Source organism: Caballeronia sp. LP006 (assembly GCF_031450995.1).
GTDB lineage: Bacteria > Pseudomonadota > Gammaproteobacteria > Burkholderiales > Burkholderiaceae > Caballeronia.
In genome coordinates, this window is sequence record NZ_JARTVW010000001.1 from 122,335 (window position 1) to 138,126 (window position 15,792).

At 55.4% G+C, this 15,792-nt stretch carries 18 protein-coding genes; 5 read left to right on the forward strand and 13 right to left on the reverse strand.

Features of this window, described 5'->3' with window-relative positions; genetic code table 11:
* Positions 1-11: 11 nt before the first annotated feature.
* The 13 genes from P9250_RS00550 to P9250_RS00605 form a co-directional block, all read right to left on the reverse strand.
* Positions 12-1,031 (reverse strand): ATPase, T2SS/T4P/T4SS family, encoded by a 1,020-nt coding sequence (locus P9250_RS00550; protein WP_310390675.1) that lies wholly within the window; start codon positions 1,029-1,031, stop codon positions 12-14.
* Positions 1,018-2,178: a type IV secretion system protein VirB10 gene (virB10, locus tag P9250_RS00555; protein ID WP_310390676.1), complete on the reverse strand. Its 1,161-nt coding sequence runs from the start codon at positions 2,176-2,178 to the stop codon at positions 1,018-1,020. Before virB10 ends, P9250_RS00550 begins: the two co-directional genes overlap by 14 nt.
* Positions 2,175-3,062, reverse strand: a complete 888-nt coding sequence (locus tag P9250_RS00560) for a TrbG/VirB9 family P-type conjugative transfer protein (protein ID WP_310390677.1) — start codon at positions 3,060-3,062, stop codon at positions 2,175-2,177. Before P9250_RS00560 ends, virB10 begins: the two co-directional genes overlap by 4 nt.
* Positions 3,062-3,805, reverse strand: a complete 744-nt coding sequence (locus P9250_RS00565; RefSeq protein WP_310390678.1) for a type IV secretion system protein — start codon at positions 3,803-3,805, stop codon at positions 3,062-3,064. Before P9250_RS00565 ends, P9250_RS00560 begins: the two co-directional genes overlap by 1 nt.
* The gene (locus P9250_RS32555; RefSeq protein ID WP_409014774.1) at positions 3,805-4,002 is read right to left on the reverse strand and encodes a TrwH protein; all 198 of its coding nucleotides are present in this window, start codon (positions 4,000-4,002) and stop codon (positions 3,805-3,807) included. The genes P9250_RS00565 and P9250_RS32555 overlap by 1 nt, the downstream gene beginning before the upstream one ends.
* An 88-nt stretch (positions 4,003-4,090) precedes the next feature.
* The gene (locus P9250_RS00570; RefSeq protein ID WP_310390679.1) at positions 4,091-5,131 is read right to left on the reverse strand and encodes a type IV secretion system protein; all 1,041 of its coding nucleotides are present in this window, start codon (positions 5,129-5,131) and stop codon (positions 4,091-4,093) included.
* Positions 5,132-5,141: 10 nt separating this feature from the next.
* Positions 5,142-5,360 (reverse strand): EexN family lipoprotein, encoded by a 219-nt coding sequence (locus P9250_RS00575; RefSeq protein WP_310390680.1) that lies wholly within the window; start codon positions 5,358-5,360, stop codon positions 5,142-5,144.
* 22 nt (positions 5,361-5,382) lie between these two features.
* Complete coding sequence (locus tag P9250_RS00580) at positions 5,383-6,078, reverse strand: type IV secretion system protein (protein WP_310390681.1); 696 nt, start codon at positions 6,076-6,078, stop codon at positions 5,383-5,385.
* A 12-nt stretch (positions 6,079-6,090) separates the two neighbouring features.
* Positions 6,091-8,697 (reverse strand): conjugal transfer protein TraB, encoded by a 2,607-nt coding sequence (locus tag P9250_RS00585; protein ID WP_310390682.1) that lies wholly within the window; start codon positions 8,695-8,697, stop codon positions 6,091-6,093.
* Positions 8,697-9,008, reverse strand: coding sequence for a VirB3 family type IV secretion system protein (locus tag P9250_RS00590; RefSeq protein ID WP_310390683.1), 312 nt, complete (start codon positions 9,006-9,008; stop codon positions 8,697-8,699). The genes P9250_RS00585 and P9250_RS00590 overlap by 1 nt, the downstream gene beginning before the upstream one ends.
* Positions 9,009-9,096: 88 nt before the next feature.
* Entirely contained in the window at positions 9,097-9,450 is a 354-nt protein-coding gene (locus P9250_RS00595; protein WP_244832062.1) for a TrbC/VirB2 family protein, read from the reverse strand.
* Positions 9,450-9,737, reverse strand: a complete 288-nt coding sequence (gene korA / locus P9250_RS00600; RefSeq protein WP_310390684.1) for a KorA family transcriptional regulator — start codon at positions 9,735-9,737, stop codon at positions 9,450-9,452. The genes P9250_RS00595 and korA overlap by 1 nt, the downstream gene beginning before the upstream one ends.
* 3 nt (positions 9,738-9,740) lie before the next feature.
* Complete coding sequence (locus P9250_RS00605; RefSeq protein WP_310390685.1) at positions 9,741-10,487, reverse strand: lytic transglycosylase domain-containing protein; 747 nt, start codon at positions 10,485-10,487, stop codon at positions 9,741-9,743.
* A 138-nt stretch (positions 10,488-10,625) separates the two neighbouring features.
* Between P9250_RS00605 and P9250_RS00610 the strand changes: the two genes are divergently transcribed.
* The 5 genes from P9250_RS00610 to P9250_RS00630 all read left to right on the forward strand — a co-directional run bounded on the left by P9250_RS00610 (position 10,626) and on the right by P9250_RS00630 (position 15,744).
* Positions 10,626-10,790, forward strand: coding sequence for an H-NS family nucleoid-associated regulatory protein (locus tag P9250_RS00610; protein ID WP_409014776.1), 165 nt, complete (start codon positions 10,626-10,628; stop codon positions 10,788-10,790).
* Positions 10,791-11,198: 408 nt separating this feature from the next.
* Positions 11,199-11,513, forward strand: coding sequence for a TrbM/KikA/MpfK family conjugal transfer protein (locus P9250_RS00615; RefSeq protein ID WP_310390687.1), 315 nt, complete (start codon positions 11,199-11,201; stop codon positions 11,511-11,513).
* Between the two features lie 175 nt (positions 11,514-11,688).
* Positions 11,689-13,041, forward strand: a complete 1,353-nt coding sequence (locus tag P9250_RS00620) for an autoinducer binding domain-containing protein (protein ID WP_310390688.1) — start codon at positions 11,689-11,691, stop codon at positions 13,039-13,041.
* A gap of 455 nt (positions 13,042-13,496) precedes the next feature.
* Positions 13,497-14,741: an AAA family ATPase gene (locus tag P9250_RS00625; RefSeq protein WP_310390689.1), complete on the forward strand. Its 1,245-nt coding sequence runs from the start codon at positions 13,497-13,499 to the stop codon at positions 14,739-14,741.
* Positions 14,731-15,744 (forward strand): ParB/RepB/Spo0J family partition protein, encoded by a 1,014-nt coding sequence (locus P9250_RS00630; RefSeq protein WP_310390690.1) that lies wholly within the window; start codon positions 14,731-14,733, stop codon positions 15,742-15,744. The genes P9250_RS00625 and P9250_RS00630 overlap by 11 nt, the downstream gene beginning before the upstream one ends.
* The last annotated feature ends 48 nt before the right edge of the window (positions 15,745-15,792 follow it).

Below are 15,792 nucleotides of genomic sequence, written 5' to 3' on the forward strand. Positions count from 1 at the left end.
GAGCCTCTTTTCTACCCTATCAGCTGGCGTCTTCGATACAGTGGATCATAGTAGATCTCTTTCACTTCACGATCTGCCATGTAGATGACGATGTCGACTGTAGTGATCACGGTTTTGAGAATGACATCGTAATCAACGGTGCACCCAACTTCCGAAGCTTTTACCAACGTTGCGATTCGCGCAAACGTGGTAGCGGCGTTGTCAGCATGCGTTGAGAAAATGCCCCCCGGATGCCCGGTGTTCGCGCCCGTCAGGTAATCCCATGCAGCATCGTCGCGCAACTCCGTTAAAAAAATGCGATCAGGCGAAAGTCTCATTGCGGCCGTCAGGCATTCTTTGGCGGACACCCTCCCCTCTTGCTTGCCATACATCATGTAACCGACTTCATATTGATTGTCGGCCTCGACCTCGTGGACGTCTTCTAACAACAGCACGCGCTCGGTCGACGCAACTTCGGCCAGCAGCGTGCGAGTGAGCGTCGATTTCCCGGATCCGGTCTTGCCTGAGACGCAGATGTTTTTCCGGTTTCGAACCGCCTCACGCATAAAGCCGACAACATCTCGACGATCAAGAAGCGCAAGCAGCTTTTCTTCAACGGCATCAAGCTTCAGCATGTCCTCGATGGTGCGTCGTCTTGCATTCGAAAAGCGACCTTCGTCTTGCAGCTCTTCAAGCCCCTTTCGAAGCCGAAGGTGCTTTCGGAAACAAATCAGCACGGTACCCTCAAGGACAGCCGGCGGCCGCACGATCACACCGCGGGTGCCGTTGGGCAACATCACGTCCATGATCGGTGAGGGACCCAAGCCGTTGTAAGAAAGAAGCGTGTTCGTCAGATTGTTGACGTACGCAGGGGTGATTGCCGGCTCCTGGAGGATTTCACGGCCGTCCGTCCGAGCAGCGACGACCTGCCCGAATCTGTTGATCCGAACTTCGAAAACCGCTGGGTCCTCAAGATAAGGGAGCAGCGGGGCCAGCGTCATGTTTACCGCATGGTCCGAGGCAATAAAGGACTGTGCTTTATGGAGTGGCATCACTGTTCAACTCGTACACGTTGCTGAAATCGAGGTCTTGACGCACGAAGATGGCAACGTGATCGCCCTGCTGGTCGTACAGCGTTGGCGGGATGTTGATCGTCGCCGCAAGCGCTTCTCGCGCGAGAGAGTCTGATGTCTGCGAGGTGTTGTCGAAGTTGAGGTTCGTGCCGCCGTTGCTGGCTTTGTTCGCTGCGTACTGAACGCCTGCGTTGCCAAAATCCGAGATCACCGATATCAGAATTGCTGGACCGAATCGCTCCCAAAAATGCGAGTCGACCTGCCCAGGAATGCCAGCGCTACCGAGGGCGTTGGTGCCGGGACTATTCAGATTGATCACCGCTCCGTCCGGGTTCACAAGTCGAGTCCACAATGCAAACACACGCGCTTGCCCGCTCTTGATCCCCCCGCTCGCCTCTCCCACGACAGTCGCACCTTTGTCGATCAAACGCACTTTGTGGTTGAAGGAATACACATCTTGACTGACATGGCACTTGATCTGTCCGGGAACAGTTGTATCCAACTCGGTCGCAGTCCCACACTGGATCATCGTGCCTGCCGGCACGGTCATACTCGGGTGCTCGAAGGTGCTCGCCATGACTCGTCCGATGGTGACCCCGTTCATTTTTGATGCGAGGGCTGAGCTGTCGGCGCTTACAGGAGTTGAACCTGTTCCTGCCGACGTCTTTTGCAGAGGGCTTCCTGTGCTTTGTGGCGCGTCCTGAACTCCGGCAGCGTTCGCATCAAGACGACGCTGATACGCCTTTTCTTCTGGCGTCAACTCGCGCTTGGCGCCTGCTTGATGCGTCGGCAGTGAATGCTGCGGCAGTGGGTCGGATGCGGCGACCGGACTTGCGGCTACGGGTGTCGAGGCAGCACCGCTCGGATCGGTCGAGAAGCTGTACTGCGGCAGCATGCCGGAATTCTGCTGCTTCGCTTGAGCATCCGGTGTTGGAGAAGGATGCAGTTTTCGGAAAATGATCCAGCCGACAAGGACGATCCCGATGATGACCATCAGCGCCACGAACGCACGCATGCCCTGAACTCGATTTCGCGTCGAGACAACCCGGCTGAAGGACTCCCGGCCGCCATCGATCTGTCCGCTCGGATCGACGAGCTCATCAATGTTTTGCTCTCGTCGGCTCATTCGCTTTCCCCTTTCATGGTCCGCGTGTAGCCCGGCACGGTCGTCCCGCTGGAGGTCGCTCCACGCGCCGGGTCAAATCCGCTGTTGACGATGCCAACTACCTTCTGCTGCCCGTAGCGCACGCGCCATTGCTTGGCGGTGGTTTCAGCGACGATGATGTTGTGGTCGACACCCTCAACGTGCGTGTTGACGGTGCTTTCTTTGCCATCCGAACTCATGACAAAGATCTCGGGAAGCTCAGCGTTAGCAGGGAATTTGAAGTAGGTGAACCGAAAGTTGTCCCATGTGTTCACTGGCGCGATCGACGACGACGCAGGATCGGCAGACATCTGATAGTCGACGTTGTAGATTGCATGTGGGTCATCCCGGTTCATCGCCTGTGATCGTTCGGCTCGCGCGACTGCTGCTTTCGCTTTCGCAAGCTCCTGATCGGGATACAGGTAATTCAACTCGATGGTCGCCTGCTTCATGGACCACGGGTTGTTAATGAACGCCTGAACTGGTTGCCCGTCTGCGCCCTTCCTCGTCGCATGGCCGATGAAATGGAGCAGGATGTTGTAGGTGCGCTTGTCAGTGATGATGGTCAGGTTGGTATCGCTGAGGTCCGCCGTTGGACGCACAAAGAAGTTATTGCCGCTGTGAGTGAACTGCCATGCCTTGGTGTCGCCAAAAGCATGCGTCACGTACTTCTCATCGCGGCCAACCGTGATGTGAATTTGCAGGCCAAGCACGGCGTTTAATTGAACCGTATCCTGAGCGTTGTAGACCACGGACTTGATGCGATAGTCGTCGGGCGAGTTTTTCTTCAGTGCGACTGCAAAGGCCGACGAAGATGCGAGCACAGCAGCGGCCGTAAGGGCAGTCAACGCGTATCGAAACATCATCAGCCCCCTACTCTTCCTACGTTGGCGGGATTCTCCAGATTTGGTCTGAAACTGGTGACCTGAAAACCGGCCGGGTTGATAAATCGTTCTGCAGCGGTCATCGGACGATGCACGTAGTCGTAGGCCAGCGTCGCGATCCAATACTGCGGCGGCTCCGCGAGGGGCCGATCGCGCACACGCTTCGTCGTCGTATACCGAACAGTAGCGACCCGATGCTTGGTATCGACGATCACGGAGTTGATATGCACCGACGTGCTCTCTGAGTCACCGAGCACCTTGTCCTTAGGTTTGGAACCGCGATATTGCTGCATATAGTCGTCGGCAACCTGACCCGCGGCTGTAAGTCGCATGAAGTCGAAATCGGTTTGCCCCGCATAGAAGTCGTAGGCTTCGCGATGAATCACAAACTGCGACACCCAATATTGGTCCGTTGCTTCATCCATTCCCATGTTCTGCGTGACGATCGATACTTGGGACAGCTCACCGGTCGATTTATTCAGCGTCAGCAGGTATTGCGGCAACGGTTGCGCGTAGCGAAGGATGGTCCCGCCGGCCACAATCCACGCCATCATTGCAAATGCGGCGAAGCCGGACGCGACTTGCCAGGCACGCTTACGCGACATCAAAACTTCGTCGAGCAGATCGATCTCTACGCTTCCGCGCTCGTTTCGATAAATGTCCATGTCAGCGCGGGTGATCGCCTTACGTTCGGCCCGCGCAATTTTTTGATCTGTGGCTTTCATCAGTTCGAGTCCCCGGCCTTCCATTGCTGAACCGCCGATTTAGGCGGAAGAATCGCCTTGCCTTCGAGTTCAGCAGGCGTCGCCTTATTGACCGGAACGAGATGGGTCATATCTGGCTCGGGCGGCGGCTTCGGCTTACTCGCGCAACCGCATAGCGTTAGGACTGCAAAAAATATAGAAGATGCGAGTGGCTTCATAGTCGCGCTCTCGGTGTTTATCTTGCAAGATCATAGTAAATCATTGAAATTACAATTTCAATGATTTACTTTATATGAACGTAGTTGGCTAGGCGGATCGCCGAGAACCGTGCGCTAGACCGTTAGTAGCAGATGGGGTTGCTGAGGATGCTGTCGACGGAGTTGTGGTCGAGTTAGAGGAGCCAGCGCCGCCGTTGCCGGATTGACCTGACGCAACAGCACTGCCTCCGTGACTAGCGCCCCCGCCGGCGCCAAGTCCATCTTTAGTTTGGCGTGTATGCCGAAAGATGTCTGCCGATACACCCTGCCCCCAGGACGAGGCCATATGCGGGATCTCTTTTAGCACAAACCACGTAATGACCAACAGAAGGACGCATGTGACGATGGAAACCATGATAGGTGCATCGGGGTTATCTGCAGACGCAGCACTTATTGCGGCTTTGAAAAAGTAAAGCAACAACCCGAATACTGCGGAGAAAAGCACGGTTACCAAACCATAGTTGACGGCTGATCCCATCCATCGCGTGAACAGCGATTTAGTGCTTTCGAAGAGAAGCAAGAAGATAAAGATCGGCCCGAAGCAAATCGTAATACCAAGCATCACTTTGGACATCAGGATAAGGCCGGCTCCAATCCCACACATGATCGCTGTGACAAATAGAACCGTCACACCGAGTATCAAGTTGGCGAGGCTGGGACCGCTCATAACCCCTGCTCCCTCGAACGCCTTCCGGGCCACATTTAATCCGTTGTCCATCGCTTGATCGATCGAGTTGGAGATCGTAGTTTGCGCATGCGCGCTGGTTTGACCGTCCAAGACAAACACTGAGGCTAACTCATCAGGAATATGCATCGCCACGTTGGCGAGCTTAGTCTGATACCACCCGCCGGCACTTGCTATCCCGATGACGATCGCATATCTGATGAACCTATTGACGAGCGAACTTAAAGGCTCAGCGTTCGGCCGTCCGATGAGAAACAATCCTTCGATCATCAATGCCATCGTTAGGCCCAGCGCTACGATCGGAGCCGCAAAGCTGATCACATTAGAGAGATTAGTTGCCACGAACTGGGATACCACCGTATCCATGTAAGTGAAGATTTGCGACGTTGCATTGTAGGCGGCCATCCGACGTCTCCTATTTTCCAAATGCGGTGATCTGAGCCTGCGCGTCAAGAGCATTCTGACAATCGGGCATTACTTTCTGTGCTGCGTCGTTCTTGCATTCAGCCACTCTTGCATGACGCTCGGCGTCGTGTTGCATGTACCAATCTTTTGTCTGTGATGGATGATCGGCGTCTTTGTCGCAGGCCGAAAGAATCAAAAGCGAGGCAAGTACAACGACTGCTTTGTTCATGGAAGTCAGGTCCGGTTGTCGGTCAAGGTGTGAGGTTCGGCGTGGTGTTTCCATCCGAGGCGGTCCCAATCCCGTACCGCCGGGCCGCCTGAATTTGTTGCTGCTGCAGAATCTTGTCCTGCGATCTTTGCAACGACGACATAAGGTTCAGCTTGGTCTGCTCGGCTTCGATCGCGCCCCGTGCCGTCGAAATGCGCGCCTGGAGATCTGCGATCTGCTTCGGCGTGCTGGTCGCGTCGATCTGATTCGTCAGCGATTGGATATTGCTGAGCTCCGCCATCTCATTGTTGTAGGCCTGTTCTCCCATTGCTCTATCGGTTGCACCTTTTGATTCGACTTGGCTGTTCGCATAGTCAAGCGCGTCACCGCGCCCCATACCATCTATCTTGGATCTAGCGGCGTTTAGAATCTGTGTTGTGCGAGCGTTGTAGCCCGAGCTACCTCCACTGAGCGCATCGCCATATACCTGGGACCAGTGAGAGGGAAGGTTCGTGCGCAAAAGCGAAGCGTCGCCCGGCACAAGATTCCCTAGACCGGTACTACCGGTAAGCGCCCGATATTGGGCGACCTGTTGGTCGAGCTGACTTTTCAGTGTTGTCACTTGATTGACGAGCTGCACGATAGCCATTGGATCTTCCACGATTACTTGGGCTTGAGCTGTCATCGGCACGAAGATCGCAGTCAAAGTGAACGCGACACAAGATAGGGAGCGTTTCATCAACCATCTCCTTTACGCTTTGCGGCGAACCGCGTCGAAATACCCCGGCAACCACGCATCGGGGTCGTGCGCACCGACTCGATCGATCACGTGATCAAGTCGCTCGGCGTTGTCTGGTGTCCCGGAAAGGACCGCGATTTCATCGTCCATGCCGGAGAGGTCCATCACAGCAACCGCCGACTGGTTGCCTTGCTTGACGAGAAATTGCCGACTGTCCTCGGGGATCGACAGCATCGCGTCCAGTTCTGCCGGCGTGAGCTTGAGATACTCAAGGTAGTCCGAGGGAGTCGCCTCGGGGTTGTACAGCATCACTTTGGTCACGCACGCCTGAGTAATCGTCTTGCCGATTGCGCTATCTAGCGCATCATTCGCCTCTTGGGTGGCGAAAACGTAAATGCAGTCCTTTTTTCGATCTGTCTTGAGTCCACGCTTCACTTCGAGCGTGATGGTCGGATCGTCGAGATACTGCGCGAACTCGTCAAACGTTTGCACGACGCGCCGCGTTCCGTCGATCGAAGAACGCACCCGATACAGCAGGTACATCAACAGAGGCGTGCGGGCGACGGGCGCCTTTTGCCCTGGTCCGACGATGAAATCAGCAAGGTCGAATCCGAACACGTCGCGCTGGCTCAGATCCAACTCGTCGGCATCGTTATCAAACAACCACCCGTGCTCTCCCCCACGGCACCACGGCTCGAGCAGCGACGCGAGGGACGGCCGCTCGCCTGCACCTACTTGATAGGGTCGGGGAAGATGCTGCACGATAGCAGTGAAGGTGCGCGTCTCCGGTGGCATGAGTGAACTCGACCCCATAACCGCATCGACTGCCTCGTTGACTTGCTTCACCGCATCGTGGCTGATTGTGCTTTCCAACGAGGTTTCGGCGCACAACCTGATAAGCCGCTTGACCAGTCGGATGTTTGCTTCTGTCGGTGCAAGCTGCGCGGGTTGCCATCCGGTCGGGTGACCGTCACGCAGCACGGTGTACAGTCCGCCGAGGGCCGCAACCAAGGGATACATGCCCTGCCCCACGTCATAGATAAATTGGCGAGGCCGAAACTTCGTCGAGAAAGACAAGAGGGTGCTCAGCAAGGTGGTCTTTCCGGAGCCGGTCTTGCCCAGCATGATCGCGTGGCCGGGTGGACGCTTGCCGAGAGAGCTTTCGTTGAGTGGCGACGAGTGCCAATTGAAGAACAGTGGAGTGCCCGTCACGGTCTTGAGCAATGCGACGGCGGGACCCCATGGATTGCCGTCTGGCTTGCCGACCATGAAATTGTGGAACGGCGAGAATGACAAGAAATTCATGCTGTTGATCGGCACGGGGCGCGGTGCCAACGCGTGATTGGCCGGCAGCCGGGACCACCAGGCTGCGTCCGAAGCGAGGCCAATTGATCCTGCGACGACCGAGCACGAGTTCAGCATCACCCGCGCGGAGCGCGCCCGCCGTTGCGCCTCCTTCGGTGTATCGGCAGTGACATGCAGACAACCGTAGTACCACCCCATCGTCACGCGACGCGAGACAACATCGTCCGCGGCATCGGCCATCTGAGCGATTTGAGACCGGCTCTTGTCCTTCGTTTCGAGCATCGCTTTTTCCTGGTTCGACAGGAACACGCTGGCTGCAATGCTCGACATGCAGCAATACTGCTGCGACAGCACGAACTCGAAGTCCGCCTCCATCAGAATGTTAAGCTGGCCCGGCTCGGTCGCCTCTGGAAAGTCCACAATCTCTACGCCCGCGACATATTTGTCGGAATCGATCCGGCGGCTTTGCATCACGTCACCGAACACCGAACTTACGATGCGGTTGTAGAGCATCGACTCTCGTGCTCGGTCCCGCGTGATCGGAACCGGCTGCCATTCGTCGTTAGCCAAAAAAGAGAAAAATTCAAGCGCGCTCGAGAATGCAAGCTGGCGTTCTGCCGAAGCGAAAAGCTGCAATGTGGAAGCGGGCGCGCTTGAAGGATCTACGCTGGCACTGAGAATGTCGTCCGGATCTGGCGCGTCATCAGTCTCCGTCGCTTCTCGGTCCTCGATGCGATTCCCCCTGGCATCGCGATAGTAGATGCCGAGCGCTTCAATGCCGTAAGCGCGCATCGCTCCCGTAATCTGCGACGCTATGTCTTCGAGGCTCGCGATCGCTTCTGCCTGGATCTCCAGCAGGTCTTCGCGCGTGGGGCGTTCGAATCGAGCTAGAAACTTTTGTGTGAGATCCCCAACGGGGTTGTATACGACCGTTAGGTACCAATCGTTGGTCATCAACGGCACATCTTCGAAGCGTTGTCGGTATTTGCAGTCCAACCCGCGTGGGAATGTCGCGTCGAAATCGGCCTTTGGATAACGATCGGTCTGGTGATGATGCAAATGCGTCCAGAACCGGACGTGTTCATTGCCCACCGTCTTGAACAGCTGATTCAAGTCGCGACGCCAGTTGATGTGCTCCGCGTCAGACGCGCACTCGTGCGAGCGGCCCCGAATGCGGAAGGTCATTAGGTACTCGTTCGAGACGGTGCTCACGATCGAGTCGGTGACATGATAGGAGTACGGCAAGAATTTCACCGCCGACGGTTCCTTCCTGTACCCGGCATCGGCTTGCAATCGACGCATGGAGACGGCCATCACAACTTCTCCTTGTAGCTTACCGGGGCATAGCTTGATCCGCCCCATCGGCTTGAAAACGGCGAGTCGATGAGATTCACGATCTTTGTTTTGAACGCCAGGCCGATCACGCGGAACATGCGGTCATCGTGCTTGGTAATGCAGAAGCAAACGAACCAAAGGAAGGCGAAGAGGAGGAACGTCCAGAAGTGAATCACCATGAACAGCGCGCCACACACCATGAAAACAAGCAGAAACGGTGTGCGCGGAATGCCCATATAGGTGGGCAGGCGCGTTGCGCCCTTGAATAGGGGGAATTCACCTGTCTTCATTGGTGATACCTCTCAGATGGGGGATCAATTACCGTGGCGTCGTCGACACAGGTTCAAGAACTTTGCTCTCGGTCTCGACCGATAAGCCTTAGCTGATTCCAAAAAGTGCGACCAGATAAGACGCAGAGCCCACGACAATCAGTCCGACCACGCAGCGCACGGCGAAGTCAGCTCGAACAAGGTGCGCGATCCAGCCAAGAGCGCATGCGATGATCAGCAGTGCCGCGCCGATGGGAATCCACGTCATCATCCACGCCTGCAACGAACTCATGGCGGATGATCCAGTGTCGGTGCCTGCAGCATAGGCACCTGACGAGAAGAAGGAAGTGATGGCAAGCGTCCATGCAAAAAGCAGGACGCGCCGGGACCGATAAAGGTGGTCGGTGATAGAACGAAAGGTAGCGGCGGGACGACCGATTTTTCGGGAAGCGACGAGTGTCATCAAGGTTCTCCGGGTTTCGGGTTGAATTTGGACAGCAGCAACACACAACTCTCGACTCCGCATCGCTCGCGAAGCCATTCCACTAGTAATCTGAGGTCGGCCCAATAGCGCACCTCTTCTTTCGCTTGAACACGAATCGAACAGACGACGACGTTCGAGGCGTCATCGCCCACTTCAAACAGTGGAAACCACTGTTTGGTTGCCACTCTCTGAATCTTCACGGCCTGAAGTCGGCCGCGCCTAATTTCTTCCTCGATCTGCTTTTGCGGGATCAAGAACACTTGCATGGGTTAGGGCTCCGGCTTCACCGAGCCGAATGCACCGGGGTCGTCTCGCGAGAACGCGCCTTGGTTGTCCAGGTCCTGAAGGTCCCGCATCGCCGCCGCGGTGGCCTTGATAGGTAGCTTTTCGACGGCTTCCCTGCCCTGCTGCGTGGAACTGGATATGGATTGCGCTCCACGCGTCACACCGCCAGCGTCATCCGTCAGGGCAGGGATTTGTAGGGCTCGCACATGCGCAACCACCTTGGAGACGTATCCGTTGGCGATGCCGCGCGACTGCGAACCCGTGTTGTAGCAGGAAAGCGCGTGCAACAGTGCCGTCTGACCTTCGCCATAGGTTTGAATTGCGCGTGAATAACAACTCGTCAAGACCGCAGCTGAGGCACGCAGGTTCACGCACGGGTCAAGCAAGTCGCTGCCACTGACACCCAAATTCAAAAAATTCGCCGAATTGATTTGCCCGTACCCGACGTCAAAGTTCGCGCCATTTGCCTCCAACGTCGCGATGGTCTTGGCCGCCTCCTCTTTCGTGTCGGGTTGCGAAGACAGGCGATAATTTCCGTTCACGTTGATCGCGATCGGATTGTTCTTCGATTCGTGGGCGACCAGGGAGCCCATGGTGATAGGACTGACATTGGGCGCGCACTGCTTCGCTATCTCCATCACGTCGGCCGACGTTCCGGCGTACGCACTAGCCTGCCCTGCCAGGGCAACCATGGCAGCAGACAACGCGGCGAGCAGAATGATGCGGCTCATTGTTAGTCCTTGAAATTGCATTTTCAATGATTAACGTCTATCTTAGTGAGTAACGAGGCTGTGTCAAGCGACAAGAGCAAACCAAAAAAACGCGCCGCAAAGAATCCGACCGCACCGGCTGAACAGATTCAGTTCGTCATGGTCGGAGGAGAGAGAGCCCCGAAGGGGCCAGCGCGGTATCGCGACCCGGCCAATCCCTTCAACACGTGGAGTGGTCGCGGCAAGCGGCCCCATTGGCTGAGGGACTACCTGGATCAGGGACGTTTCTTGACCGACTTTGAGGTACGTGATCCGGAGGACTGAGATGGGCAAGGTGATACGACTCGATGCACCCAGAGCGAAACGATCTGCTTCCACGCGTTCGCGAGCTCGGCGAACTTTCACCGGATTCACCCCAGCTGCGCTGAGAGCAACGTGCCGAGTCGCCCAGCGCGGTGTTGCGTTGATCGGTCGTATCGCTTTGCTCACGTCGATTGACATACTGATCACCTTGCTTGCGTTATTTGTGAAACCGCTTCGAATACTGACGAAGCTAATTGCTATCGCAGTGCTTTTCGCGGCCCTGTTCGCATTTCTCGATCATTGGAAGCACTTACAGTTTCTGTTTGCATCCATCGGTGTTCTTGCATTTCTCTCGGCTTTAAATGCATGCTTTAAGCGCGCGCTCGCGAATTCAAATTGTGCGTAATCCCACTCGAGAGGACTGAAAAAATGAAACTCCATCGCACTATTGCCCTGTTCGTTTCGATTGCCACTGCATGTGCAACGCCGCCCGTTTTCGCGAAAGACGCGTGCGCCTCGCTGCTGTGCATGGCGGGCGAGGCGGCTGGTGCGGGCGGCGGATTGAGCTGCGACAAGCCGATCGAAGATTTCCTGTCGATTGTTGAGTACCGGCACGGACACGTCGATTTCAACGCCACGCCGAATGCCCGAAGGAATTATCTGAACTCGTGTCCGGGATCCAATCAGGACACGTCGAGCATTGACTCCATTATCTCGGCATTCGGATCGGTCACTCATCTCTGAATCCTTCGGCGATTTACGTCTTGCTGTCCATCTTATAAAAACTTAGCAGCATGTTCACCATATTGACTATGCTGCCGGTTTAATGATAAGGCCAAAGATAATGTGATTATTTGTAACGAAGCGTGATTGAATCGCGTTCGTACAGTTCAATCCAATTTTTTGGTCGGAGAAAACCATGGCAGCTCTGCAACCAATCTCGCTAAACCTTGGGCATGAGACTGTGCGGCTGAATGTGACACCGGCTGCAGCTGGCTTTCTCATCGAGCGTGAATCGTTTTCGACCGCGCCTGTGGGTAAGGTCGGCCCAAAGATCACACAGGTTTTGCTCGCCAACGATGCGAGCATCTCCGAGTTTATGAAGAGTGAGCCGCACTCTGATCGGGTTGGACCGGTTCTTGAGCATCTGCTCCGCGAAGCGATGTACGTGGCTCCGGAATCGAGCGAGCCGGCGTCGATTGAGGAGCAATTGGCGATGCTCAATCGTTTAAGCCGTGCCACCGATGAGATTGAGTTGTTGTACTGCATCAACGCCGTCATCCGTGGCCTCGGTGCGACGAGCTTCATGTATTTCTTAGCGCAAGATGACTCGAGTGGTCAGCCGGCCTCTTATAGAATTCTCACCTCGCATGCTGAGGCACTGCAGATCTACGTGTCCTTACGCATGTACGCCGGCGATCCCGCTCTTGAGCGAGCACGCGGACATCCCGAGCCATTTTTCTCGTCAGACTTCGGAAAGATCCAAAAGATGAGTGGCGGCGGTCGCAAGATCGCCGAGCGAGCGCGTGGTTTCGGGATGAAAAGCCTGGCTGTTGTTCCCGCGCATCATCGCGGAAGCAACCACTTTGGCGTTCTCTACGCAGCGACGGATACGCTGCCCGAGGAGAACGGTGAAGCGCGTCTGCGCGCGAATCAGGCACTGTTCCGAGCACTGTCCGCGCAGGTCTTTGAATGGTACATGCGAAAGGAAGCCTCGGTCGCTTTCAGAAACACCGGTTTGACGCCCCTCGAACTTCAGATTCTCAACGCGTGGAAACGTGGTTTTCAACTCGACGCGATCGCCGAAGTGCTCAACATTTCGCCGACGTCGTTGAAGCGCCTCCATTTGCCGTCGATCAATGAAAAGCTAGCCACGAAGACCATTCGGAGCTCGGTACAGGTCGCTAGTGACCTGGGCCTATTGCCGCTGGTCTCAGATCGGAAAGTCGCGTACGTGCTGTACAGCCCTAAACACGGGGTTTTCCTGCGCGCGGACGGAGCTTGTCCGGCCTTTTCAAAGCTGTTCCCAGGACCCATCGAAGAAGCGCAGATTTTTGACGACGTCGCTGCTGCGAACGAGTTGATTGATGAAGTAATGCCGAATCAGAGAGGCGAGCTCGAATTCAGGCGAGTCGATGTTCACTGCTTTGCGACGAGCGCGTCTCGGGAGGAATGCGCTGCTGCAGGACTGCCCTGGTGGGAGCCTGATGCGGACCAAGAGGACGAGGGTACTTGGGCTGAGAGAAACGGACCATCGACTTCTTATCATTAGAGCCATCTAAACATTCTGTAAGTCGCGGTCTCTGCAAGCAATCTCGATAGATCGAGACCCGATGCCGAGGTCGCGGCCGCTTAATGCTCAGTCCATCCGCAGTATCGACCGGCAACAAATTGCAACGTTCGGTTCGACCACTTTTTTATGGCAAGGGGCAGTTACGTCGATCTCGCTGGCATGGACTAGATGAGGCGCGGTTGTTCGCTCCCCGACGCCGGCGACGATGTAAGAAACCACGCCAACATCTGAAGAATCGCGCGTTAACTTCAAGGTATTTCGAGTTTTCGGCCTACACACTGCGCGCTGTCGCTAAGTTTACCTTGCGACAAACGATACGACATCGTACAGTGTACGAAAATTCGCCAAAGGCATGACCGGTATCCTGATGTTTGGCGAAACTAGAGCGAAATGTAAAACTCGCACACTTCCGTCAAAAGGACAAAGGTTCGACCATGTCAGATGTTCGCCCCCGTGTCGACAAGCCAATTTTGTCGATTGCGCCGGATGTAAAGCATCGATTGCCTGGGGTCCCCCTGAGCGATCTGCGAAAGGTGGCCGACCACGCAAGCAAGATGCTGGTGAACGTTCGCGAGAGCATGCTCGCGCCCCACCCGCGCAAGAAGTCTCCAATTTTCACAACTTCACAAATCGCAGCGCTTTGTCGCATCGATCGAAAGAAGGTTATTTATTCGTGGGACAAGCCAGAGCTTGGACTACCGCCCGGAACTGCGACGAATCGAACCCGCGAATTCACTCTCGCCGAGGCGCGCGAATGGATCTCGAAGCTCGCGCCATTCAAAAGGCGCCCCGAGGGAGTAAAGGGTAAAAAAATCGCCATTGGTAACTTCAAAGGCGGTGTATCCAAAACCACAACGGCCATGACGCTCGCGCAGGGTTTGTCGCTCTACGGCCGCCGAGTCCTTCTGATCGATCTTGATCCGCAAGCTTCTCTAACTGCACTTACAGGGATCTTAGCGGATAGCGAGGTGGAGGATGATCAGACGGTCCTGCCTTTAGTCTACGGCGATCAAACCGATGTCCGATATGCAATCAGTCCGACCTACTGGGATGGGATTGATTTGATTCCAGCGAGCGCAGCACTCTTCGGTGCAGAGTTCTATCTGCCGTTCAAACAGTCGAAGGATCATAACTTCGAATTTTGGAACGTGCTGAACAAAGGGCTTAATTCGATCCTCGATGACTACGACGCGGTCATTATCGACACGCCCCCGGCCCTGTCGTATATGACAATTAACGCTTTCATGGCAGCGGACGCTTTGATTGTTCCAACGCCACCCAGTGCCCTTGATTATGCGTCTTCAACCCAGTTCTGGAATCTCTTCGCGGATCTAGCGGACAACATGAAGGGTCTGGTACCCGATGTCGAATTGAAGCGTTTCGACTTCATCCACGTCCTGCTATCTAAGGTCGACTCTAATCTCGCTTCAACTCATGCGGTTCGTGATTGGATCAACCGCACTTACGAATCGTTTGTGCTTCCGATCGAAATTCCAACGACCACCGTAACAGCGAGTGCCGCGGCCGAATTCGGGACCGTGTACGACATCTCGAAGTACGAGGGTAGCAATCGAACATATCAACGCGCGCGCGAAGCTTATGACCGGTTTGCGGAGATGATTGACCAAGAGATCGTTGCACTGTGGGACGCTGAGAAGGAGGCAACGAATGGGAATTAAGGACAGGCTGGCTGCGAAGAGTGCTCTCATCGCGCCCGTAATTGCCGAGGAGCCGAGCAATTTGCCGCGTGCTCCAAAAACGGCACCTGGCGCTTTGATGCACGCGATGCCACTGCTAAAAGAGAAACAAGCTGAGATTGATGCGCTCGCAGCAGAGATGCAAGGCCTTCGCCAGCAAATCGCGGAAGGGTCTGATGGTGGCGTTGAGGTCTCCATTTCTAAACTCGTCGAAGTTCCTGGGCGCCGGAGACACATGTCTGCCGAGAAATATGCCGAACTTCGGGAGAACCTTCGGCGAAATAGGCTGATTCATCCTGTGGTCGTTCGTCGGACCAGCGACGACAAGTTCGAGATCATCTCTGGGCATCATCGTGCTGACGCGTACCGCGAGATTGGGCGCGATACGATTCGTGCGGTAGTAGACAGTGGTAGCGAAGATGAAGCCGATGCCGGAGCTTTCTTTGCCAACCTTATGCAATCGGATCTAACCGACTTTGAAAAGTACGTCGGGTTTAAGGCTCGAGCATCGCGGCACCCCAACCTGACAAGAGCAGCAATCGCCGAGCAGGCCGGTCTCACCGAGGCGATGGTCTCTTACATCTTTTCCTTCGACTACTTGCCTTCAGACGTGCTCTCAATCCTCGAAGAGCGGCCGTCGCTGCTCGGCGCGAACGCTGGATACGCTCTGGCAACGTTGACCAAGCAGGGCAAAGCCGATCAGGTAGTCGAAGCAGTGAAGCGCTTGGCAAGCGGGACAATCGACCAGTCTCAGGCGGTGAAGCTCGCGAGTAGCGACCCGTCAAAAACGAAGTCGACCCCTGCTGCGCCCATGACCACGAAAATCAAGGTCGGCAAGTCTCTGTATTGCGAATTACGGCGCGCCAAAAACGTAGTGCGCCTCCAATTTCAATCGGATGAAGAAGCAGCGAGAGTGCAATCAGCCATTGCGAAGGTGCTGGAGGCTGAGTCAAAGCATAGCGCCGCGAAGCCAGAATCAGAATAATCGTTTAAATTCAACTACTTAATTTTATTAAGGCCCAAGCATGAGCTA

Excerpts from the sequence above, each read along its gene's own strand:
- P9250_RS00560 (WP_310390677.1), bottom strand. The coding sequence starts at position 3,062 with ATGATGTTTCGATACGCGTTGACTGCCCTTACGGCCGCTGCTGTGCTC.
- P9250_RS00610 (WP_409014776.1), top strand. The coding sequence starts at position 10,626 with ATGGTCGGAGGAGAGAGAGCCCCGAAGGGGCCAGCGCGGTATCGCGAC.
- P9250_RS00615 (WP_310390687.1), top strand. The coding sequence starts at position 11,199 with ATGAAACTCCATCGCACTATTGCCCTGTTCGTTTCGATTGCCACTGCA.
- P9250_RS00550 (WP_310390675.1), bottom strand. The coding sequence starts at position 1,031 with ATGCCACTCCATAAAGCACAGTCCTTTATTGCCTCGGACCATGCGGTA.
- P9250_RS00585 (WP_310390682.1), bottom strand. The coding sequence starts at position 8,697 with ATGGCCGTCTCCATGCGTCGATTGCAAGCCGATGCCGGGTACAGGAAG.
- P9250_RS00625 (WP_310390689.1), top strand. The coding sequence starts at position 13,497 with ATGTCAGATGTTCGCCCCCGTGTCGACAAGCCAATTTTGTCGATTGCG.
- P9250_RS00620 (WP_310390688.1), top strand. The coding sequence starts at position 11,689 with ATGGCAGCTCTGCAACCAATCTCGCTAAACCTTGGGCATGAGACTGTG.
- korA (WP_310390684.1), bottom strand. The coding sequence starts at position 9,737 with ATGCAAGTGTTCTTGATCCCGCAAAAGCAGATCGAGGAAGAAATTAGG.
- P9250_RS00565 (WP_310390678.1), bottom strand. The coding sequence starts at position 3,805 with ATGAAAGCCACAGATCAAAAAATTGCGCGGGCCGAACGTAAGGCGATC.
- P9250_RS00595 (WP_244832062.1), bottom strand. The coding sequence starts at position 9,450 with ATGACACTCGTCGCTTCCCGAAAAATCGGTCGTCCCGCCGCTACCTTT.
- P9250_RS00580 (WP_310390681.1), bottom strand. The coding sequence starts at position 6,078 with ATGAAACGCTCCCTATCTTGTGTCGCGTTCACTTTGACTGCGATCTTC.
- P9250_RS00590 (WP_310390683.1), bottom strand. The coding sequence starts at position 9,008 with ATGAAGACAGGTGAATTCCCCCTATTCAAGGGCGCAACGCGCCTGCCC.
- P9250_RS00630 (WP_310390690.1), top strand. The coding sequence starts at position 14,731 with ATGGGAATTAAGGACAGGCTGGCTGCGAAGAGTGCTCTCATCGCGCCC.
- P9250_RS00570 (WP_310390679.1), bottom strand. The coding sequence starts at position 5,131 with ATGGCCGCCTACAATGCAACGTCGCAAATCTTCACTTACATGGATACG.
- P9250_RS00605 (WP_310390685.1), bottom strand. The coding sequence starts at position 10,487 with ATGAGCCGCATCATTCTGCTCGCCGCGTTGTCTGCTGCCATGGTTGCC.
- P9250_RS00575 (WP_310390680.1), bottom strand. The coding sequence starts at position 5,360 with ATGAACAAAGCAGTCGTTGTACTTGCCTCGCTTTTGATTCTTTCGGCC.
- virB10 (WP_310390676.1), bottom strand. The coding sequence starts at position 2,178 with ATGAGCCGACGAGAGCAAAACATTGATGAGCTCGTCGATCCGAGCGGA.
- P9250_RS32555 (WP_409014774.1), bottom strand. The coding sequence starts at position 4,002 with ATGAAGCCACTCGCATCTTCTATATTTTTTGCAGTCCTAACGCTATGC.